The organism is Nocardia otitidiscaviarum (genome assembly GCF_007362295.1).
GTDB classification, from domain to species: Bacteria; Actinomycetota; Actinomycetes; order Mycobacteriales; family Mycobacteriaceae; genus Nocardia; species Nocardia otitidiscaviarum.
Genome location: NZ_CP041695.1, coordinates 7105879 through 7125787 on the forward strand (window position 1 = coordinate 7105879; position 19909 = coordinate 7125787).

Consider the following 19909-nt stretch of genomic DNA (forward strand, 5'->3'; position numbering starts at 1 on the left):
CACGGCAGCAACAAGTCTGTGATGGCCTGTGCTGCGTGAGGAGAGCCGCCATTGTCATGCCCATGCGCACTCCGGTCGGCCTGCCCGGCGGAGCGCTGGGTGCCGTGGCTCCGCACCGCCTGATCGCGACGGCGCTGTCCGCGGTCCTGGGCCGCTCCGGTATCGACCCCGAGCGGGTCGAGCACCTGGTCACCGCCGTCCCCACCCCCGAAACGGCCCGCCTGGCCGCCGACCTGGCCGGAATCCCGCCCGCCATCGGAGATTTCCCGATCGGCGCGGGACCGGGCAGCGGGCTGCGCGCCCTCATCACCGCCGCCATGATGGTGCAGACCGGCACCGCCGACGTGGTCCTCGCCGTCGGGGCGGAGTATCCCCGAACGGGGACCGTTCCCGGCGGGTCGGATCCGGGACCAGCCCCGCCGTACCCGGCGGGCTTCGTGCGTAGCGGCGACGGCGAATCCGGCGCGCCGCCACGGATTTCCACACGGTACGGCGGTGACGGTCCCGGTCCGGCGGCGGCTCGGGCCGAGGGCGCCGCCCGGGCGGCCCTGGAGCGGGTCGAGCGTCTCGCGGCGCATTACGGGTTCACCCGGGCGCAGGCCGACGAGGTGGCGGCGGCGAGCCATCGGCGGGCGGCGAAGGCCCGCCGCCAGGGCGTGTTCGGGACCGAGACCGCGCCGGTGGTGGTGTGCGCCGATCCCGACGACATGAATTCGGACGTGGTCCAGTTGATGGACCGGGACGAGGGGCTGCGCGACGACGTGTCGCCACGCGCCTTCTCCACCCTGCTGCCGCTGCTGCCCGGCGGGATCACCACCACCGCCAACAGCAGTGCCCGCACCTTCGCCGCCGCCGCCTGCCTGGTGGTGGCCGAGGAGCGGCTGGCCGATCTCGACCTGGAACCCCTGGGATATCTGGTCGGCTGGGTGAACGCCGCCGTGGATCCGGCCGTTCCGCTTCCCGCTTCCGCCGAGGCCGCCGCGAAGGTGCTGTCCCGCAGCGGTTTCGAACTCGGCGATCTGGACCTGGTCGAGGCGGACGAATCCGATGCCGTCGAAATCCTGGCTCTCGAACACCTGTGGGGCGACTGGGATCCCGAGGACACCCGCCTCAATGTCCACGGCGGCGCCATCGCCCTCGGTGATCCGGGCGGCGCGGCTGGACTGCGCATCGTCACCACCCTGCTCCACGAGCTGTCCCGCCGCGAGGGCGGCCGCGGTCTTGCCGTAACCGCTTCCGGCACTGCGCAATCCCTGGCCGCGCTGTTCGAAACCCCGTACTCCAGCCCCGTCGCCCCCACCCCGCGCGGCGCCCGCTTCCACGGTTCCCGCTCCCGCCGCTCCGGCCGCCACCGCGCCTGACCGGCCCCGCGCCCCGTTGACCCCGGTGTCGCGGTGCCCCATGATGTGGGGGCTGACCGGCGCGGTGTCGCGCGGCTACCGTGCTGTGGACACCGGCCGGAAGGCCATGCGGCGCAACAAGATCGTGTGCCGTTCAGCTTGGGAACACGGAGGCTTTGCCGTGCGTCGAACCGCTCGTCTCATCATGATCGGGGCGGTGTCGGCCGCCGCCCTCACCACCGCGACCGCTCCCGCGTCCGCGGATATCACCGGCTCGGCCAGTGGTTCGGCCTCCGGCTCGGCCACCGGCAGCGCCGATCTGGCGACGGTGATCAGCCAGCTGTTCATCACCATGTCCGCCAATACCGCCCCGAACTGCGCCTACGGCAACATCTTCTGCTTCGTGCGTTGATCGGTCGTTCACGCTGCCCGGCGTGGCGTACGAATGCGGCGGCCGTGTGCCGTGTTCGCGGTGGCGTGGTCGGCCGGTTCGTACCGCCCCGCGTAAGCGGTCCCGCACCCCGCTGCGGTGCGGGACCGCGCACGGCCCCTGGGGATCGCACCCGCGGCTGGCGGGTGCGGAGGTCGATCCCCCTACTTGGTGCGGGGGCGGGAGTGGAAGCCCAGCCCCTCGTCCTGCGCGCCCATCCAGGCGGCCTCGTCGGACTTGGAGTCCGGGACGTAGATGACGTCCTGGTCGCGGCGGGCGGCGACTTCGGGCGGCGGTGCCTGCTCGAAGTCGTCGGCGTCGATGGCGAGCCGCTCGAGGTCGTTCTCCAGGCGGCGGACCGGGCCCGCGTCCCCGTAGTGCGAGCGCAGTGCGGTCACGCACTGCCGGAGCTGGCCGACCGCGTAGCGGAGTTCCGCAATCTCGCTGCGTGTCATCGAAACCTCCTCGAGCCGTGTGACAGACCACACATCGTGATCTACAACACAGTACGGCATGGATCGGGATATGGCTCGTCCGAGCGATGTAAGCGCAGGTCAGCCGGGTGGCTGACCGTCGACTCCACCCACGATAGCCCGAAATTTGCCCGTTCGGCAGGGGGTGGTGAGCGCATCCCGCGCTACCCCGCGACCGCGAATTCCGGACCCAGTTCCGGCCCGTGACCGCGCAGTGCGGCCAGTGCCCGGTCGACGAGGGCGATGATGGCCGCGGCCACCTCCTCGGCCCGTTCCAGGATCACGCTGTGCCCGGCCCCGTCGATGCGGACCAGCTCGCTGTCGTCGAGTTGGGAGGCGAGTACGACCGAGTGGGCGAAGGGGATGACGATATCCGCCGATCCCGCGAGCACCAGGGTGGGAATCGCGCCCAGCCGGTGCAGGGTGGCGGTCTCGTCGAAGCGGATCAGCGAGTCCAGGAAGGCCGACATGGTCAGCAGCGGCGTCTCGTTGAGGATGGTGGTCGCCACCGCGAGCACCCGCGGGCTGACCTGGCGGGTGCCCAGCGCCGCCTCCCGCATGATCGGCTCGAAGAAGCGGCGACTCAGATGCTTCGACGCCTGCATGAACCGCGGCGCGCGGCGCACGGCCAGGTTCAGCGAGCTGACGGCCGGACCGGAGAGGAAGCGCCCCAGCCCCACCCGGGTGACCCCGTTGGCGGCCCCGGCGATCAGGCCGACGCCCGCCACCCGGCTGCCGATGGTCTCCGGGTACAGCCGCGCGTAGGCGAGCGTCACCATCGCCCCCATCGAATGTCCCACCAGCACGACGGGTCCGGTGGGCACCACCGTGCGCAGCACCGCGTCCAGATCCTGGGCGAGTTGGTCGACGGTGTAGGTACGCGGATCGGCCACCCCGGAATCCCCGTGCCCGCGATGGTCGTAGAACACCATGCGGATATCCGCGCCCCAGTGTCGCTGCAGATGTTCGCGCAGGAAGGTCCAGGATTCGGTGCGCAGGCAGTGCCCGTGGACGAACACCACCGTGACGGGCGCGGCGGCCGGACCGAAGTCGCGCACCGCGATGGGGGTGCCGTCGGCGGTCGTGACGGTGGTGTGGTGGCCGTCGAAATCGGCGGCGCGGCGGCTGAGCAGGGACATGACGCCTCCTCGAAGAGATCGCCTTTAGCCCGGTTGTCGATAGTCATTGCCGCGGCGTTAACCGCCCACACCTGGCGTTATGCACAAGTTGCCTAACTGACGCCGCTGATCGATACGAGCCGATCGGCGAATCGTCGAATATCTGGCCAACGGCCTAGAACCCGCTGGAAAACACTGCCAAGGTGAACACGTTGGGGATTCTAGATAAATCTAGCGATGTCGCTAGAAATGTGTAGATAATGCTGACGACCATGCTGTGCACAAAAATCTGCCCCTATCTAGCGCGAGGGCTAGATAGGGGCAGATTGGTCTGAGCACCGAGGCGCCCAGACCCTTTCCGGTCCGGCGTCCGGAGTATCAGGTCGACGCGGAGGTGCGCGTCGACGGCAGGAACGGCCGCAGCAGATTCGGTTCCGTGGACGGTCCCATCTGCCAATCCGAGATCCACGGCCCGGTGCCCTCGCTCGGGTCCAGCGCCCCCGCCTCGAGCCAGCGATACCGGCCGTCCAGCAGCCCGCGCGCGATCTCGGTGTCGGCGTCGTCGGTGTTGTCCCACAGCGCGTCGAACAGGCGCTGCACCCGCAGTCGCGACTGGCGGCAGAACACATCGGCCAGTTCCTGTGCCGCCGCGCCCTCGGGTCCGCCCTTCAGCACCTCGGCCTGCGCCCGCACGCACGACGCCGCCATGGCGAACAGCTCCGCGCCGATATCCACGATGCGTCCCAGGAAGCCCTGCTTGTATTCGAGCTTGGCCTGCCACCGCGCCATGCCGTACATGAGCGCCCGCGCCTGCTTGCGCGACATTCGTTCCACGAAGCGCATATGCCGTGCCAGCGGCCCGAATTCGCCGAAGCTGGCGGGTACCGTGCCCGAACCGACGGCCAGCTGCGGGAACCACTTGGCGTAGAAGCCGCTCGCCCCCACCGCCGCCTTGGCCTTGTCCTTCAACTCGGCATTGCGATCGACCAGCGCTCCGGCCGCCGCCATGTGCGCGTCGGCCATCTCGCGGGCGATGAGCAGGCGCATGATCTCGCTGGAGCCCTCGAAGATGCGGTTGATGCGCAGATCCCGCACCAGCTGCTCGGCGGCCACCGCCCGTTCACCGCGCGCCCGCAGCGAGGCCGACGACTCGTAGCCGCGTCCGCCGCGAATCTGCACCAGTTCGTCGGCGATGGCGCAGCTCATCTCCGAGGCCCAGAGTTTGGCCAGGGCCGCCTCGATGCGGATGTCGTTGCGGTCCTCATCGCACATGGTGGCCGAGAGGTCCAGCACCGCTTCCAGCGCGAAGGTGGTGGCGGTGATGAAGGACAGCTTCTGGCCGACCGCGGCGTGCTCGCCGACCGGCCGCCCCCACTGCACGCGGGTCGCCGACCACTCCCGTCCGATCTTGGTAGCCCATTTGGCGGCGGCGGTGCACATGGCCGGAATGGCGAGTCGGCCCGCATTGAGGGTGGTGAGCGCGATCTTCAGCCCATCCCCCTCGCGCCCGACCAGATTCCGCTTGGGCACCCGCACCTCGTGCAGCCGTGTGACACCGTTCTCGATACCGCGCAGCCCCATGAACGAATTGCGGCGCTCCACGGTGATGCCCGGGCTGTCGGCCTCCACGATGAAGGCCGAGATCCCGCCCCGATGCCCGTCGCTACGGGGCACGCGCGCCATGACCACCAGCAGTTCCGCGACCACGCCATTGGTGGTCCACAGTTTGACGCCGTTGAGCTCGTAGGCTTCCCCGTCCGGCGTCGGCGTGGCGGTGGAGGCCATGCGCGCCGGATCGGAGCCGACATCGGGTTCGGTGAGCAGGAACGCCGACACGGCCCCCTTGGCGCAGCGCGGCAGGAACTCCCGCTTCTGGTCCTCCGTGCCCGCGAGCTTGAGCGGTTCCGGTACGCCGATGGACTGGTGCGCCGAGAGCAGCACGCCCAGGCTGGGGTGGGCGGAGCCGACCAGCATGAGCGCCTTGTTGTAGCCGACCTGCGAAAGCCCCTGTCCGCCGTACTCTTCGGGGATCTTGAGGCCGAAGCAGCCGAGCGCCGCCAGTCCTTCCACGTATTCGGTGGGGATGCGGCCCTCGGCCTCGATCCGGTCGCCGTCGATGGTCTCGCAGAAGGCCCGCAGCCGGGTCAGGTACGCCTCGTACTTCGCCGTGTCCTCGGCGCTGGGCCGCGGGTAGGGATGGATCAGGTCCAGCCGGAAGCGCCCCAGGAACATCTCTTTGGCGAAAGAGGGTTTGGCCCAGGTGGTTTCGCGGGATTCCTCGACAAGTTGCCGGGCTTGCTCCTCGGTGGCGTCGACTTTGGCGGCAGTCGCCATGATGTCCTCCCTCGGACGTGATCGGAATCACATTCGAGTGTAGGAGTGTTTGTTACCCGCCGGTAGATCCGTTGTCAGTCTGAAATATGCTGCGTTGCAATGATCTTGAATGGGCGGGCAATTACTCGGCTAACACATTCAGGTCGTACTTCATGAACACGTCGGCGCGGTCGTAGGGGCTCGGCGGCAGCTCCTCCGGTGGCACGTGTACGAACCCCACCGACTCGTACAGGTGCACCGCATTGGCGAGCTTCCGATTGCTCGCCAGAATCAGGGTGGTCGCACCGAGTTCGCGTGCCGTGTCGATGGCCGCCGCGAGCACGAGCCGTCCGATTCCATGCCCCCGATACCGCGGCGACACCGCCATTTTCGAGATCTCGTAGACCCCGTGGCCCTCCGGCACCACCGCACCGCAGCCCACGATCTCGGCACCGACGCGGGCGATCAGCACCCGACCGCCCTTGGCGACGATCTCGCGTTCCGGATTGTCGAGCAGGGCCGAATCGGCGGGTTCGAGGGTGAAGTAGGCGCGGATCCACTCCTCGTTGAGTTCCTTGAACGCCCGAGCATGGGCGGGCGTGCTCATGGTTTCGATCGTCGGTTGCTGCACCTGATCAGCATGCCCGGCCTGGAACAATAAGGTCCAATACTTGATAGCTGCGATTGATAGGCTCGTCTTATGGTTGATGGTGTGGAGCTGCGGCACCTGCGGTATTTCCTGGCGGTCGCCGACGAACTGCACTTCGGACGGGCCGCCGCCCGGCTGCACATCGCCCAGCCCGCGCTGACCCAGCAGATTCGCCGGCTCGAAACCCTGCTCGGCACCAAGCTGTTCGACCGCACCTCGCGCAGCGTCGCGCTCACCGCCGCCGGTGCGGTGCTGCGCGAACGGGCCGCCGCCATCCTCGGGCACGCCGCCCGCGACCTGGACGAGGTGAGCCGGGTGGGACGCGGCAGCCAGGGGCGGCTGTACCTCGGTTTCGTTCCCTCGGTGCTGCCGTTGGAGCCGCTGCGCGGAGTGCGCCGCTTTCGCGAGCTGTACCCGCTGGTCCAGGTGGATCTGGTGGAGGGTTACACCTCGCGGATGATGGAGCAGCTCGGCCACGGCGCGCTCGATACGGTCATCGTGCGCGACCCCGACGAACTGCCGAATGTCCGGACCGCGCCGCTGATCACCGAGCCCTATGTCGCGGTGCTGCCCGCCGACCATCCCGACGCCGGGCGCGCGGCCATCACCGGCGCCGAACTCGCCGACCATCCGCTGGTCTTCTTCCCCAGGGCCGCGGGACGGCTGGCGCACGAGAAGAATCTCGCGCCGCTGCTGCGCTCGGGACGGCAGCCGCAGGTGGTGCAGGAGGGCAATACCTGGACGACCATCATGTATCTGGTGGCCGAGGGGCTGGGGGTCACCATCGCGCCGCGCAGTGCGACCTTCACCGCGCCCGCCTCCGTCCGTATCCTCCCGCTCGCCGAAACCGATGCGGAGACCACCGTCTACGTCGCCCATCGCCGCGATGACGACCGCGCGCTGATCCACAATTTCCTCGCGCTGCTGCCGAATCACGGGAATACGGGCAAACTTCCGGCATAGCCTCCGGTCCTACGGCACGCCGCGCAGATATCGGCCGAAATGCGGAACCGTGAATCCGATGGAACCGCGCTCCGCCGAATAGATGAGACCTTTCTTGATCAAACCGTCGCGGGCCGGTGACAGCGACGCGGGTTTGCGTTCCAGATGTTTGGCCACCGCGGCGGTCGGCACCGGGCCCTCGTCACCGGCGAGATCGGCCATGGCGCGCATGTACTCCCGCTCGGCCGGGGTGGCGCGCTCGTACCGGGAACCGAAGAACCCCACCGCCAACTCCTCCTCGGCGTGCGGTGCGGCCACCTCGACATCCTCGGCGGTGATGGGGCTCTGGGCGGCCACGTCCCAGGTCGCCTTCCCGTACGCCTGCACGAAATACGGGTAGCCGTCGGCCTTCCGGTAGAGCGTGTCGAGGGCCTGTTCGGTGTACTTCACGTTCTCCCGCTCGGCCGGCGCGATCAGCGCCTGATCGGCGGAGTCGCGGTCGAGGCGGTCGATGCGGTGATAGGAGAACAAGCGCTCGGAGTACGACTTGGAGGCCGAGAGCACGGCGGGCAGATGCGGCAATCCCGCGCCCACCACGATCAAAGGCGCGGCGTCCTGGCTCAATTCGTGGCACGCGCCGCAGATGGCGGAGACGTCGGCCGGGCCGAGATCCTGCATCTCGTCGATGAACACGGCGATGCCGACCCCGCGGTCGCGCACCAGTTGTGCCGCCTCCAGCAGCAGTTCCACCAGGTCGATCTCGATATCGCCGGAATCGGCGCGGCCGGTGACGGCGGGGACGTCGATACCCGGATTCCAGCGCTCCCGCATGCCCTTGTCGGCGGTGGCGCGCAGGGCGAAAGCCTTGAGAATGCCGAGGAAGTCGTCCATCTGCTCGGGATTGCGATGCGTGGCCGCGATCGAGCGCACCGCCATGTGCAGTGCCGACGACAGCGGTCGCCGCAACCCCTGATCGGGCCGCGCCTCCAGCTTGCCGGTACCCCAGCCGCGCGCCCGTGCCGCCGAGCGCAGCTGATTCAACAGCACCGTCTTGCCGACGCCGCGCAGCCCGGTGAGCATGACGCTGCGTTCGGGGCGGCCGCGTGCCACCCGCTCCAGCACGACATCGAAGGCGTCGAGCTGACGGCCACGGCCCGCGAGTTCGGGCGGGCGCTGACCCGCTCCGGGGGCGTACGGGTTGCGCACGGGATCCATGCCGCCCAACCGTAGCGTGAAATCGGCGGAGTATCGGGGTATCTACTGAGTCCCCTAGAGACGGCTATCGATTGGCATATCGGCCGCCCGGGTGCCGCACGTCTCTACGCTTATGTCTGATTCGCGAAGTAGCCCAGCGCAGGGAGGGACCATGTCGGAGGAAGCTGCACCTGTTCCCACCGTCGCGGAGGTGGTCGAATCGTGGAACGTGCCCGAGGAGGCGCCCGTGGCGGCCCGTATCCGCAACAACATCCTGGTGGCCATCGAGCGCGGATACGACGATCCGCAACTGGTCGCCGACCTCGCGGTGGGTCCGCTGGTCATGGCGCTGGGAAAACTCGAGGTGGAGTTGGCCGACGCCCGGCGGCGGATCGAGCACCTGGAGCGCACGGTGACTCCGGGCGAGTGAGGCGCTCGCCGTCCGGTTTCCGTTTCGGTAACGGGGGTAACGCCTCCCGTGACCCGGTTGTGACTCGGCGTGTGTGCATTGAATCGTCCGCTCAGCGGGCGCTTTTGCGCCACGCCGCAACACACCCGCGTGTGGGGTGGACAACATCGGTCCCGAGCCGTAATCTTCTCGTGACTTAGCGGAGTCTGTCGCTTCATCGGAGAGGCGGCCCGCGACGTTACCGCCTAATCGGAAGTCGGGAGAAGGTGCCGACACCGAACCGGGGACCCAGAGTTCGTGGGGTGAATCCTCATCGGCCGCAAGGCCGCCGAGGTAGGGCCGATCTTCCCGGCCCGAACCCGTCAGCTAACTCGGTCGGCGGTCAGAGCAAGGAAGATCGGAGATGTAGCTCGGTGGGTAAGCACAGCTTGCAACGGGAATCTCGGTTGCCGAATTCCGTGAAGGGCGCTCTAGTCATGGGCGCGTTCGCCACGGGTGCGTTCCCGGCGATCAACGCCAACGCGGCTCCGATCGAGATCCCCGGAATCGGTACCTTCGACACTCCGCTGTCGGAACAGGATGCCTCGGCGGTCAATACACAGGTTCAGGCATTCACCTCCGGGGTGCTCAACCCGGAGACCAACCACTTCGGTGGTGGCCTGGGTGTCGGTGGCGGCGCGCAGCTGCCCGGCATCGCTCCGCCGCAGTTCGACCTCCCCGGCTTCGGTCAGCAGCAGGGCCCCGGCAATATCGCCCTGGAGGCCGCCAGGACCAAGGTCGGCGCCCAGTACTCCTGGGGCGCGTCCGGCCCGTACAGCTTCGACTGCTCCGGTCTGGTGCAGTGGGCGTACAAGCAGGCCGGAATCGACCTGCCCCGCACCAGCTTCGAGCAGTCCCACGTCGGCGCTCCGATCGCCTTCGAGAACCTGGCTCCCGGCGATATCGTCATCACCAACGGCGGCGGCCACGTCGGCATCTACGCCGGTGACGGCAAGCTGCTGAACGCGGTTCAGTCCGGCACCCCGGTCTCCTACACCCAGCTGAGCGAGGATCAGGTCGTCACCGCACGCCGTATCGTCTAGGACGTGGCGTCCGACCGAACCAGTGCACCGGCTCAGGCCCGCGTCGATTCGTGGATCTGGGCCGTTCGCCTTTTCAAGACCCGCTCGGCGGCGGCGACGGCCTGCCGCGGCGGACATGTGCGCGTCAACGGCACGGCGGTGAAGCCCGCCCACCAGATCAAGCCCGGCGACGAGATCCGAGTCCGGGTGGGCGGTCTGGAGCGCATCGTGATCGTCGAGCGCGTCATCACCAAGCGCGTCGGCGCACCGATCGCCGCCCAGTGCATGATCGACCGCAGCCCACCCCCGCCCGACCCGCAGCTCGCCGCCCTCATGCCGCGCCGTGACCGCGGCTCCGGCCGTCCCACCAAGCGCGAGCGCCGCGAGACCGATCGACTGCTCCGCCTGCCCGGAACGTCGGAGCGCGACTGAGCCGACGCCCATGCCGTGGACCGGTGGGTCACGTCGGCCCGCTGGCCGACGGTCAGCCGCCGCACGGACAAGCATGCCGGTGTTTCAAGGCAGGGCGGCGATCTTCAGCGGGATGGCGATGTTCTCGTCCGCGTAGTGCACGGCGCACACCCGGTGGTAGCCGTCGGCGATCTGGAGCGGCACGCCGATGCGGAAGTCGCCGCGCACCAACAGGATCGGCGAGAGCGCCTTTCCGGTCACGATCTTCTCCAGGTCCCGCCGCACGTACGGATTCATGGCGGGCGCGAGGTCGAGCCGGGCCGCCCGCAGAATGTCCTTGGCCTTCTTGTGTACGACCGGTGCGGCCCGCAGCTCCCGCACCACCGTCTCGATCACGTCCGGTTCGGCCAGCAGTTCCAGGAAATCGGCCGCCGCCGGATAGTCGTGCTCCTCCGGCTCCTTCTTCCACTTCACCTCGACCACGGGCTGCGCCATGCGGTCATCATCCCCGCGTGCCCTACGCGTGGTCGTCCGACACGCGGTGGTCGGCATCCTCCCAATCGACCCGAACCACCCGCCGATATCCGTGGGCGGCGGCCAGCCGATCCAATTCCCCGCGCGCCCCGTCCGCCACGGCCACCAGCACCGTGAAGTCGGGAGCATCGGCGGCCGTCAGCTCGAGCACATTCGCGGCCGCCCCGGTCCGCCCCGCCCCGGTGTGCACCACCCCGCGAATCGGCGGCCCACACTCCCGCAGATCGTGCAGGACCTGCGCGAGGTCGTCGCGATCCGCGATATCGCAGCGCACCAGCACGATTCGATCCTCCCACCCGTCCAACGGCGGCGGCAGCGCGCGCGGTTCCCGCGTCAACAGCACCACATCGCTCGCCCCCGCCGCCAACAGCCAGCACACCGCCCGCACCCCCGCCGCCCCGAGCCCCCCGGTCACCACATACGTACTCTCCGCCCGCACCTCGGCATCCCACACCGGACCATCCACCACACCGGGCCTGTCGCAGTCCCCCCACCGGACCGGGTGATGCGACGAGCCTTCCCCCGCCGCACCCGCCGCACCCGCCGCTCGGGACGCGTGGCGCGGGGCCGACGGCGGTGACGCAGCGTCATCACACGTCGGCGCGTCCGCCCGCCCTGTCGGTGTGCGGTTGTCCCTGGAACCAGATGCCGCGCGCGAAGCCTCCCGGTCGCCCGCTGCGATGTCGGGACGCGCTGACCTGACACCGTCGAGACGTCGCCCCTCGTCCGATACGTCCGCGGTTTGCGGTGCCCCGGCCGTACCCGGGTAGGACCGATCGCCAGGTGCGGTCGCTGAGCGCTGCGGTACGGAAGCCCCCGGATGTCGCCGGTCCCGATCTTCGGCCGCCGGTTGCCGTTGCGCGGTGGTGGGATAGGGCTCCTCGCCTGGAGCGGTATGCGATTCGTCGGGCGCCGTGGGGTTCGGACGCAGCCGGTTGCCCGGCGTTGTGGTCGGCTGGTGTCGCGTGCCGGCGAATGGCTCGCCATCCGGAGCGGTGGCCGGGGTCCGTGGTGCGGCAGCGCGTGGGTCTTGCCGGTAGCCCGGTGCGGTCGCTGGACGCTGTGGCACGGAAGCCCCCGGATGTCGCCGGTCCCGCTCGTCGGCTGCCGGTTGCCGTTGCGCGGTGGTGGGATAGGGCTCCTGGCCCGAAGCGGTGTGCGATTCGTCGGGCGCGGTGGGGTTCGGACGCAGCCGGTTGCCCGGTGTTGTGGTCGGCTGGTGTCGCGTGTCGGCGAATGGCTCGCCATCCGGAGTGGTGGCCGGGGTCCGTGGTGCGGCAGTGCATGAGCCTCGCCGGTCGTCCGATGTGGTCGAGACGGCGTGCGGACCGGTGTCGTGGGTGGTGGGCGGATGTGGCGTGGGGTGGGGGTGTCGCCAGTGGCGGGGTGGGGGTGGGGCGGTGAAGGGGCCGAGGGCGGTCCAGTCGAGGGGGCGGCCTTCCAGGTGCAGGTGGGCGAGGGCGCGCAGGAAGGTGGCGGGTTCGTCGGCGCGGGCGGCGACGGGGTGGGTGGAGTCGCGGAAGGTGGCGTGTTCGCGGACGGTGGGGGTCAGCATGGGATGCGGTGCGATCTCCAGGATCGTCGAAATCCCGGCGGCCGCGGCGTGTTCCAGGGCGGCGGTGAGGTTGACGGGGCCGCGGGCGTGCTCGCCCCAGTAGTCGGCGTCCATCTCGGCGGACAGCGCGGCACCGGCGCGGGTGGTCGAATAGAGCGCGACGGTGGGCACCCGGGGCGTTATTCCGGCGAGTTCGTCGACCAGCAGCGGGGCCAGTTCCCGGCTGCGCGGGCTCGGCACCGCCGGATGCCAGACGCCGTTGTGGTCGGTCAGGCGCTGCGCGGATATGGTGCGGCGATGGGCACGGCGCACCAGCGCGTCGATATAGCGCGCCTCCCCGGATACCGTGACCGACCGGGGACTGTCGATGGCCGCCACCGCGACGGCGGCCCGCATGGGTTCCACCAGCCGCATGGCCTCGGCTGCGGTGGCCTCCAGGACGGCCGTGGCGGCATAGTCGGCCCGCGCGGCCATCCGACTGTGCGCCACCACCACACGCGCCGCGTCCGCGAGCGACAGCGCTCCGCCGACGGCGGCCGCCGCCATCTCGCCCGTGCCGTAGCCGACCACCGCATCGGGCCGAACTCCCCACCGGGCCAGCAGTTCCGCCATGGCCACCTGGTAGACGAAGGTCGCCGCTGGTGCGAATTCCCCGCCACCCGTGCCGTTTCCGAACCCGAATCGTGGCGTCCACACCCGAGCGCCGCCCGCCGCGACTACGGCGTCGGTGGCCGCCATGAGCGCCCGCGCGAACACGGGATACCGGGCCGCCATACCGCGCCCCATACCCGGATACGGTTCGCGCGCACCGGAACACAGGAGCAGCAGCCCGCCACCGGTCCCGACGGTGGTCGGCCCGAATACCTCGATCACCGCCGCCGGGGTCGCCTCCGTCTGACAACCCGGCCCGGTCCGGCACTCGCCCTGCGGTACCTGCCCGAACGTCTGGAGGCACTCACCGGGATGGGGACGAGGCACGTGTGCCGGCTGCTGAGTACGCTGATGCGGCTCGACCGGCCGCGGCAGGGCCGATTGCCGTGTCTCCCTAGGCGATCCGGAGTGGCCGTTCCGTTCACCGCCCCCGGGCTGCCCGGTCCGCAAGGGATACCCGTCCTGTCCGCCTCGCTCCTGCTGAGCCTGCGCCGCTCGAGCGGTCCGCGCGGCCGGACGGACCTGCGTGACCTGCCCGGTTCGTTCAGCCTGTCGGGCGCGTTCCGCCGCCGAGACCGGCTGCCGGGTCGCCGCGATCCGGTCGGCCAGCGAGTGCAATTGTGCGGCGGCATCATCCCTGTCCCGCCCGAGGATCGCCGCCCGCACCGGTCCCGGCAGCAATCGCCCGGTGGCGGCGGCGAATTCTCGCAGCGAGCGGTGCGTACCGACCTGTTCCGCCCAGTACAGCGCCGTCTCGTGCACCTCCAGGGCATCACGGCCGCTCAGTGCGATCAATACCGGCGGTTCGTCGCCGCGGTCCGACCGCGCCAACCGATCGTTGTGCGCATGCGCGCTGTTCGAGTCGAGCGGAATGCGCGCCTCACCCGCGCCGTCGGAGAATCCGGCGATGCCGGTGATCGCGGCGTGCATCCGGATGCCGCCGAGCGTGGCGTCGGCCACCCGCTGCACGACGACGACGGTGAATTCGCCGCCATTCCGTTGGGTTTCGTCGTGCGTACGCGAAATATCCAGTGCCAGCGGTAGACCCATGCCGCCAGCGATGACGAAGGGCACAGCCGGGTCGGCCAGCAGCCGGGCCGCGGTATCCACGGCGGCGGCGGCCGAAGAGGGTTCGCTGTCCAATATCAGGCTGGGGCCGCGCAACCCGAGTGCCCGCGACAGGCGATTGGCGAGATTGTCCGTGCCGCGCGGTCCGCATTCCGCCGCCCCGAACACCACCGCCGCGTTCGATCCCCGCGCCGCGTAACCCAGACCGGAGTCGTCCAATGCCGCGACGGCCAACTCGAGCCCGGCCAACTGCCACGTAGCCAACCTCGCGGCATCCGCTGCGGTCAACCCGAACCACGTGTAATCGAACCGGGCAGGAGAACCGCATTCCAGCGCCGCGTGGCCGATGTCCCCTCCCGCATGGCCGGGTTCCAGTGCCGAATGGCCGGGTTCCGCTGTCGGGCCGCTGGGTTCCGTTGTCGCGTTGCTGGGTTCCGTCGTCGGGCTGCTGGGTTCCACTGGCTGGCGACCGAGTTCCAGTGCCGGGCGGCCAAGTCCAACCGCCGGTACACCGACCACGGCTGTCGGGCTGCCGCCTCTCACCTGCGCGTCTCCGCAGTCCGCCCAGCTCACCGAGCCGCGGGCGAGGCCAACCACGCAGACCGCCGGAAGGGTCGCGGACGCTGGCTGATCCGGTACCGCCGCTGGGTGATCCGGCGCACCACCCCCATTCATGGCGCGCCGCGCCGTGGTCGTGCGGGTCCGGCGCGCCCGGAGTCGTGTAGGGCTGACTCGCGCATGCCTGACTCGCGCATGGCTGACTCGCGCATGGCTGTGTCGCGCACGGGTGACTCGTGTACCGCCGAGCCGTGCACGGCTGACTTGCGCATGGCTGTGTCGTGTTCGGCTGTGTCGCGCACGGCTGTGTCGTGTACCGCCGAGTCGTGCTCGGCTGACTCGCACACGGCCGAGTCGTATGCGGTTGTGTCGCGTTCGGCCCTGTCGCGCACGCCCGAGTCGTGTACAGCCGAGTCGTGTACAGCTGTGTCGGGCACGGCCGAGTCGCGCACGGCTGTGCCGCGTGCGTGCCGGTGCCGCACGGTGGTTCCGGCCGATGCTGTCGTACTCTCCCGCACAGGAATTCCCTCCCGCGTCCGGCGGTCCCGGCCGCCGAGGTACCCCCCGCGATTATGCCGAGCACACACCTCGCTCCGAAAGTCCCGTCGGCGTGCCGACCCGACCGGTCGGCACTAAATGTCCCTCGCGCAGCGAGCCTTCCCCGCCGAAGTCGGGATCGCATAGCCTGACGCGGTGAGCCTCGACGTCACCGCCGGTCGCCCGTCCACTCTCGGCACCCTGGCGCGCTGCTGCACCGCGCTCGCCGCCACCCCCGCGCGTCTGCTGCGGCCCCGCCGCCCGGACGCCGACTTCCTGGCCGGACTCGAGGTGGCCGATCCGGCCACCCCGCGCGCCACGGTCACGCTGCGGGCGCTCATCCAGGGTCGGATGGCGGCCCCGGAGATCATCGTGGCGGAGGGGGTGCGCAGTCTGCGCGAGCTGCCCATGGCCATGGGCGCGTTCCTGGTCGAGCATCCGCGCGCCCGATTCCTGGTCGATCCCGCCCTGTGCGCGAATGTGCACGAGCGCGTCATTCCCGGTCTGCCGTTCCCGGTGCCGCTGCTGGTCGCCCCGGAGAAGCCGGTGCTCGGCCTGCGCGACGCCCTGGCCGCCCGCGATCTCTCCGGTGCCGATATCGATTTCGTGCTGGCCACCCACCTGCACTGGGATCACGTGTCGGGTCTGCTGGAACTGCCCGACTCGGTCGAATTACGGCTGCCCGCCGTCGAATACGACTGGGCCATGCACGGCGAGCACGCCCCGATCGGCGTGGTGCGCGCACCCCTGCGCGACCGCGCCGTCGGCAGCCTGGAACTGGACGGCCCCCCGGTGCTGACCTTCCCGCGCAGCCACGACCTGTTCGGCGACGGCGCGGTCGTCCTGGTCGACCTCGCGGGCCACACCCCGGGCAGTGTCGGCGTCCTGCTGGCCGTGGCCGACGGCACCCGCGTCCTGCTCGCGGGCGACGCCGTGTGGAATCGGGTGCAGGTGCGCCTGATTCGCGAGAAGGCCCCCATGCCCGGCCAACTCTTCGACGCCGACCGCGACGCCGCCTTCCGCACCATCCAACGCCTGCACGCCCTCCCCGACGGCATCGAGATCATCGCCTCCCACGACTACGACGCCTGCGCCGCCCGCGCGTGACAGCTCAGGCGAGCATGTCGGCCAAGCGCGACTTGATGATCGACTCCGCCTCGGTGACCATGCGCGACACCAGTTCCGCGCAGGTCGGGATGTCATTGATCAGACCCTGCACCTGACCGGCCGACCAGATGCCCGCGTCCAGGTCGCCCTCTTCGAAGACGCGCCGTCCGCGCGCACCGGCGACGAGGTCGCGCACATCCTCGAACTTGCCGCCGGACTTCTCGATCTCGACGACCTTGCGGCTGATCTCGTTGTTCGCCACGCGCGCGGTGTTGTGCATGGTGCGGAAGATGAGCTGGGTGTCGCGCTCGCTGTGCGCCACGATCTGCTCCTTCACAGTCTGGTGAATGGCCGACTCCTGGGTGCACATGAAGCGGGTGCCCATATTCACGCCGTCCGCGCCCAGCGCCAGCGCGGCCACCAGGCCGCGGGCGTCGGCGATACCGCCGGAGGCGATGACCGGAATGTCCAGCACCTGGGTGGCGGCCGGGATCAGGATCAGGCCGGGCACATCGTCCTCACCCGGGTGACCGGCACATTCGAAGCCGTCGATGCTCACGCCGTCGACGCCGATCTTCTGCGCCTTGAGGGCGTGCCGCACGCTGGTGCACTTGTGCAGCACCTTGATTCCGGCTTCCTTGTAGTAGGGCAGGAAGGGTTCCGGGTTGCTGCCCGCGGTCTCGACGATCTTCACGCCGGACTCGATGATGGCCTTGACGTAGTCCTGGTACGGCGGCGGGTTGATGGACGGCAGGATGGTGACGTTGACGCCGAAGGGCTTGTCGGTCAGCGACCGCGCCTTCTCGATCTCGGCCAGCAGATCGTCCGGGGTGGGCTGGGTGAGCGCGGTGATGATGCCGAGACCACCGGCTTCCGACACCGCGGCGGCGAGTTCGGCGCGGCCGACCCACATCATGCCGCCCTGCACGATCGGGTGCTCGACCCCGAACTCCTCGGTGAACCTGGTACGCAGCGTCACGCTGTCCTCCTAGCCTCTCGCGGGTCGCACGCACGCCCGGACTGGCCCGATAGTCGCATAGTTGCATATGGGTGGACAACCCTCATGTGAGCGATCGTTTGCACTCTGCAACAGCAATCTGCGGCCAGGCTGTGGATAAGCAATCGGCCCGACATGGCATGTTCGAGCGAAAACTATGACTCTGAGCTGGTAAATGATCGAATGAGAAAATTTCGGCAGAACCTTCTCTGTAACCCTTGTCACGCCAAAAAGTTAGTTGCTATTCTCTCGACTGTTCACTCCCCGTGTGAGAGGAAGCAGCATGACCGCCGGTATCCAGCCGCTCGACGAGCCCCTTCGGTCGCGGCGCAACCACTGGGTCAACCAGATCGCGACCCACGCGGCCATGCGGCCCGACCGGGTGGCCTTCCGTTTCCAGGGCGTGGACACCACGTGGCGGCAGCTGCACGAGCGTTCGGAGAAGTTCGCCGACGCGCTCGCCCGTCGAGGGGTCGGGTTCGGCGATCGCGTGCTCATCCTGGCGCTCAACTACACCGAGTACATCGAGGCCGTGATGGGCATCAACGCCCTCGGCGCCATCGCGGTGCCGGTGAACTTCCGCCTCACCCCGCCCGAGGTGGCCTATATCGTGGGCGATTCCGGCGCGAAGGCCATCGTCACCGACGCGCCGCTGCAACCGCTCGCCACCGCCATGGTCGGCCAGGCGCCCGCGCTGGAGACCTGCGTGGTCATCAACGGGCGGACCGGCGACGGCGTGATCGGCTACGACGACTTCATCGCCGAGCCGGGCGAACCGCATGCGCCGCTGGACATTCCGGAGGACACGCCCTGCCTGATCATGTACACCTCGGGCACCACCGGCAGCCCCAAGGGCGCGGTGCTCACCCACGCGAACATGACCGCCCAGGGGCTCACCTGCATCCGGGCCATGGAGATCACCGAGGACTCCATCGGCTTCTGCACCTCCCCGCTGTTCCACATCGCCGGCCTGGGATCGCTGACCCCGTACTTCCTGTTGGGCGGCAAGACGATCTTGCACCCGCTGGGCGCCTTCGACGCCGGTCAGTGGCTCGACGCCGTGGAGGCCGAGCAGGCCACCACCGCCTTCTGCGTCCCCGCCCAGTGGCAGATGATCTGCGAGGACCCGACGATCGAGCAGCGCAAGCTTGCGCTGCGCTCGCTGTGCTGGGGCGCGGCCCCGGCCTCCGACACGGTGCTGCGGGCCATGGCGGACCGCTTCCCGGAGGCGTTCAACGTGGCGGTGTTCGGCCAGACCGAGATGTCACCCATCACCTGTGTGCTGGAGGGCAGGGACGCGCTGCGCAAACTCGGCTCGGTCGGCAAGCCCATCCCCACCATCCAGGCCCGCGTGGTCGACGACGAGATGAACGATGTGGCTCCCGGCGAGGTCGGTGAGATCGTCTATCGCGGACCGACTCTCATGCAGGGCTACTGGAACAAGCCCGAGGCCACCGCGGAGGCGTTCGCGGGCGGCTGGTTCCACTCCGGCGACCTGGTGAAGCAGGACGAGGAGGGCTTCGTCTGGGTGGTGGACCGCAAGAAGGACATGATCATCTCCGGCGGTGAGAACATCTACTGCGCGGAGGTGGAGAACGTGCTGTTCGCCCACCCCAAGGTCCGTGAGGCGGCGGTGATCGGCCGCCCGCACGAGAAGTGGGGCGAGGTGCCGGTGGCGGTGGTCGCGCTGCTGCCGGACACGGACCTGACCCTGGCGGAGCTCGAGCCCTTCCTCAACGAGAACCTGGCCCGCTACAAGCACCCCAAGGATCTGGTGATCGTGCCGGAGCTGCCCCGCAACGCCAGTGGCAAGGTCGTCAAAGTCGCACTGCGCAAGGACTTCTCAGGTACCGATCACTCGGGTAGCTGAGTGCCGCCGCGGCGCGCTGTACCGCCATTCCGGCGCGCCGCGGCCCCTGCATGGCGCACCATGGGGTCATGATGCTCGAACCTGAGCGCACCGCGGTGCTCGCTCTGCATTGGCAGGTGAATGTTATTCGGCCCGAGGGGTTCTTCGGTCCCATGCTGGCGGAACCGGTCGCGGAGAGCGGGGTGGTGGACCGGGCGGTCGAGTTCCACGGTGCGGTCGCCGCGGCGGGACTTCCGGTCGTGTTCACCCGCTTCACCATTCCGGTCGGCGAGGGCGCGTTGGTGCGCAATACCGGATTCATGCGTTCGGTCGCCGCCGCACAGACCGAGTTCCGCCCGAATTCACCGGGGACACAGATCATCCCGGAGATGTCCGAGCAGGCGCGCGAGGGTGCGGTCTTCGACAATCAGAAGCTCTCCGGCCTGGCGGGCAGCGCCCTACCGGACTGGCTCGCCGCCCGCGGCATCGACACCCTGCTCGTCACCGGCGTCGCCACCAACCTCACGGTCGAGCAGACCGCCCGGCACGGCACGGATCTCGGCTTCTACGTGCATCCCGTGGCCGACTGCGTCACCGCCGCGTCGGCCGAGGCTCACGCCGCCTCGCTGTCCGATCTCGAATTGACCACGGCCGGTTGTCTTTCCAGCGAGCAGGTGCTCGAGAACCTGCACGCCACCCGCCGCTGAGCCGCG

At 69.4% G+C, this 19909-nt stretch carries 17 protein-coding genes and 1 riboswitch; of the genes, 9 read left to right on the top strand and 8 right to left on the bottom strand.

Annotation, left to right across the window (positions count from 1 at the left end):
- The first annotated feature begins 62 nt into the window (after positions 1-62).
- Positions 63-1361: a thiolase family protein gene (locus tag FOH10_RS31985; protein WP_143983439.1), complete on the top strand. Its 1299-nt coding sequence runs from the start codon at positions 63-65 to the stop codon at positions 1359-1361.
- Positions 1362-1521: 160 nt separating this feature from the next.
- On the top strand, positions 1522-1752 hold the full coding sequence (locus FOH10_RS31990; RefSeq protein WP_143983440.1) for a hypothetical protein: 231 nt from the start codon (positions 1522-1524) through the stop codon (positions 1750-1752).
- A gap of 182 nt (positions 1753-1934) precedes the next feature.
- Here the strand turns inward: FOH10_RS31990 and FOH10_RS31995 are convergent, their stop codons facing one another.
- The 4 genes from FOH10_RS31995 to FOH10_RS32010 all read right to left on the bottom strand — a co-directional run bounded on the left by FOH10_RS31995 (position 1935) and on the right by FOH10_RS32010 (position 6281).
- Entirely contained in the window at positions 1935-2225 is a 291-nt protein-coding gene (locus tag FOH10_RS31995) for a hypothetical protein (RefSeq protein ID WP_029932390.1), read from the bottom strand.
- 182 nt (positions 2226-2407) lie between these two features.
- Positions 2408-3382: an alpha/beta fold hydrolase gene (locus FOH10_RS32000; RefSeq protein WP_143983441.1), complete on the bottom strand. Its 975-nt coding sequence runs from the start codon at positions 3380-3382 to the stop codon at positions 2408-2410.
- A 357-nt stretch (positions 3383-3739) separates the two neighbouring features.
- Positions 3740-5695, bottom strand: a complete 1956-nt coding sequence (locus FOH10_RS32005) for an acyl-CoA dehydrogenase family protein (protein WP_143983442.1) — start codon at positions 5693-5695, stop codon at positions 3740-3742.
- Between the two features lie 121 nt (positions 5696-5816).
- Positions 5817-6281 carry a GNAT family N-acetyltransferase gene (locus FOH10_RS32010; protein WP_143983443.1) on the bottom strand — a complete coding sequence of 155 codons (465 nt, stop codon included), beginning with the start codon at positions 6279-6281 and terminating at the stop codon, positions 5817-5819.
- 93 nt (positions 6282-6374) lie between these two features.
- Here FOH10_RS32010 and FOH10_RS32015 point away from each other — a divergent pair, with 93 nt between their 5' ends.
- The gene (locus tag FOH10_RS32015) at positions 6375-7286 is read left to right on the top strand and encodes a LysR family transcriptional regulator (RefSeq protein ID WP_143983444.1); all 912 of its coding nucleotides are present in this window, start codon (positions 6375-6377) and stop codon (positions 7284-7286) included.
- A 9-nt stretch (positions 7287-7295) separates the two neighbouring features.
- Here FOH10_RS32015 and FOH10_RS32020 read toward each other — a convergent pair whose 3' ends face one another.
- On the bottom strand, positions 7296-8480 hold the full coding sequence (locus tag FOH10_RS32020; protein WP_039807956.1) for an ATP-binding protein: 1185 nt from the start codon (positions 8478-8480) through the stop codon (positions 7296-7298).
- Between the two features lie 151 nt (positions 8481-8631).
- Here FOH10_RS32020 and FOH10_RS32025 point away from each other — a divergent pair, with 151 nt between their 5' ends.
- The 3 genes from FOH10_RS32025 to FOH10_RS32035 all read left to right on the top strand — a co-directional run bounded on the left by FOH10_RS32025 (position 8632) and on the right by FOH10_RS32035 (position 10361).
- Positions 8632-8889 (top strand): hypothetical protein, encoded by a 258-nt coding sequence (locus FOH10_RS32025; RefSeq protein WP_029932384.1) that lies wholly within the window; start codon positions 8632-8634, stop codon positions 8887-8889.
- Between the two features lie 211 nt (positions 8890-9100).
- A riboswitch (cyclic di-AMP (ydaO/yuaA leader) is annotated at positions 9101-9265 on the top strand.
- 49 nt (positions 9266-9314) lie between these two features.
- Positions 9315-9950, top strand: coding sequence for a C40 family peptidase (locus tag FOH10_RS32030; protein ID WP_228813177.1), 636 nt, complete (start codon positions 9315-9317; stop codon positions 9948-9950).
- Positions 9951-9953: 3 nt separating this feature from the next.
- Positions 9954-10361, top strand: coding sequence for an RNA-binding S4 domain-containing protein (locus FOH10_RS32035; RefSeq protein WP_039807951.1), 408 nt, complete (start codon positions 9954-9956; stop codon positions 10359-10361).
- Between the two features lie 84 nt (positions 10362-10445).
- Here FOH10_RS32035 and FOH10_RS32040 read toward each other — a convergent pair whose 3' ends face one another.
- On the bottom strand, positions 10446-10823 hold the full coding sequence (locus tag FOH10_RS32040; RefSeq protein ID WP_143984444.1) for a hypothetical protein: 378 nt from the start codon (positions 10821-10823) through the stop codon (positions 10446-10448).
- Between the two features lie 34 nt (positions 10824-10857).
- A complete protein-coding gene (locus FOH10_RS32045) occupies positions 10858-14412 on the bottom strand; it encodes an acyltransferase domain-containing protein (RefSeq protein WP_143983445.1) in 3555 nt (1184 codons plus the stop codon).
- A 987-nt stretch (positions 14413-15399) separates the two neighbouring features.
- Here FOH10_RS32045 and FOH10_RS32050 point away from each other — a divergent pair.
- Positions 15400-16350: an MBL fold metallo-hydrolase gene (locus FOH10_RS32050; protein WP_186000645.1), complete on the top strand. Its 951-nt coding sequence runs from the start codon at positions 15400-15402 to the stop codon at positions 16348-16350.
- Between the two features lie 4 nt (positions 16351-16354).
- Here the strand turns inward: FOH10_RS32050 and FOH10_RS32055 are convergent, their stop codons facing one another.
- Positions 16355-17323 carry an NAD(P)H-dependent flavin oxidoreductase gene (locus FOH10_RS32055; RefSeq protein WP_039808328.1) on the bottom strand — a complete coding sequence of 323 codons (969 nt, stop codon included), beginning with the start codon at positions 17321-17323 and terminating at the stop codon, positions 16355-16357.
- Positions 17324-17630: 307 nt separating this feature from the next.
- On the opposite strand from FOH10_RS32055, the gene fadD5 reads away from it, so the two are divergent.
- Positions 17631-19217: a fatty-acid--CoA ligase FadD5 gene (gene fadD5, locus FOH10_RS32060; RefSeq protein WP_143983446.1), complete on the top strand. Its 1587-nt coding sequence runs from the start codon at positions 17631-17633 to the stop codon at positions 19215-19217.
- Between the two features lie 68 nt (positions 19218-19285).
- The gene (locus tag FOH10_RS32065) at positions 19286-19903 is read left to right on the top strand and encodes a cysteine hydrolase family protein (RefSeq protein WP_143983447.1); all 618 of its coding nucleotides are present in this window, start codon (positions 19286-19288) and stop codon (positions 19901-19903) included.
- The last annotated feature ends 6 nt before the right edge of the window (positions 19904-19909 follow it).

Bases quoted from the DNA above. Each gene is read 5' to 3' on its own strand.
- FOH10_RS31985 (WP_143983439.1), top strand. From the start codon at position 63: ATGCGCACTCCGGTCGGCCTGCCCGGCGGAGCGCTGGGTGCCGTGGCT.
- FOH10_RS31995 (WP_029932390.1), bottom strand. From the start codon at position 2,225: ATGACACGCAGCGAGATTGCGGAACTCCGCTACGCGGTCGGCCAGCTC.
- FOH10_RS32000 (WP_143983441.1), bottom strand. From the start codon at position 3,382: ATGTCCCTGCTCAGCCGCCGCGCCGCCGATTTCGACGGCCACCACACC.
- FOH10_RS32005 (WP_143983442.1), bottom strand. From the start codon at position 5,695: ATGGCGACTGCCGCCAAAGTCGACGCCACCGAGGAGCAAGCCCGGCAA.
- FOH10_RS32010 (WP_143983443.1), bottom strand. From the start codon at position 6,281: ATGAGCACGCCCGCCCATGCTCGGGCGTTCAAGGAACTCAACGAGGAG.
- FOH10_RS32015 (WP_143983444.1), top strand. From the start codon at position 6,375: ATGGTTGATGGTGTGGAGCTGCGGCACCTGCGGTATTTCCTGGCGGTC.
- FOH10_RS32020 (WP_039807956.1), bottom strand. From the start codon at position 8,480: ATGGATCCCGTGCGCAACCCGTACGCCCCCGGAGCGGGTCAGCGCCCG.
- FOH10_RS32025 (WP_029932384.1), top strand. From the start codon at position 8,632: ATGTCGGAGGAAGCTGCACCTGTTCCCACCGTCGCGGAGGTGGTCGAA.
- fadD5 (WP_143983446.1), top strand. From the start codon at position 17,631: ATGACCGCCGGTATCCAGCCGCTCGACGAGCCCCTTCGGTCGCGGCGC.
- FOH10_RS32065 (WP_143983447.1), top strand. From the start codon at position 19,286: ATGATGCTCGAACCTGAGCGCACCGCGGTGCTCGCTCTGCATTGGCAG.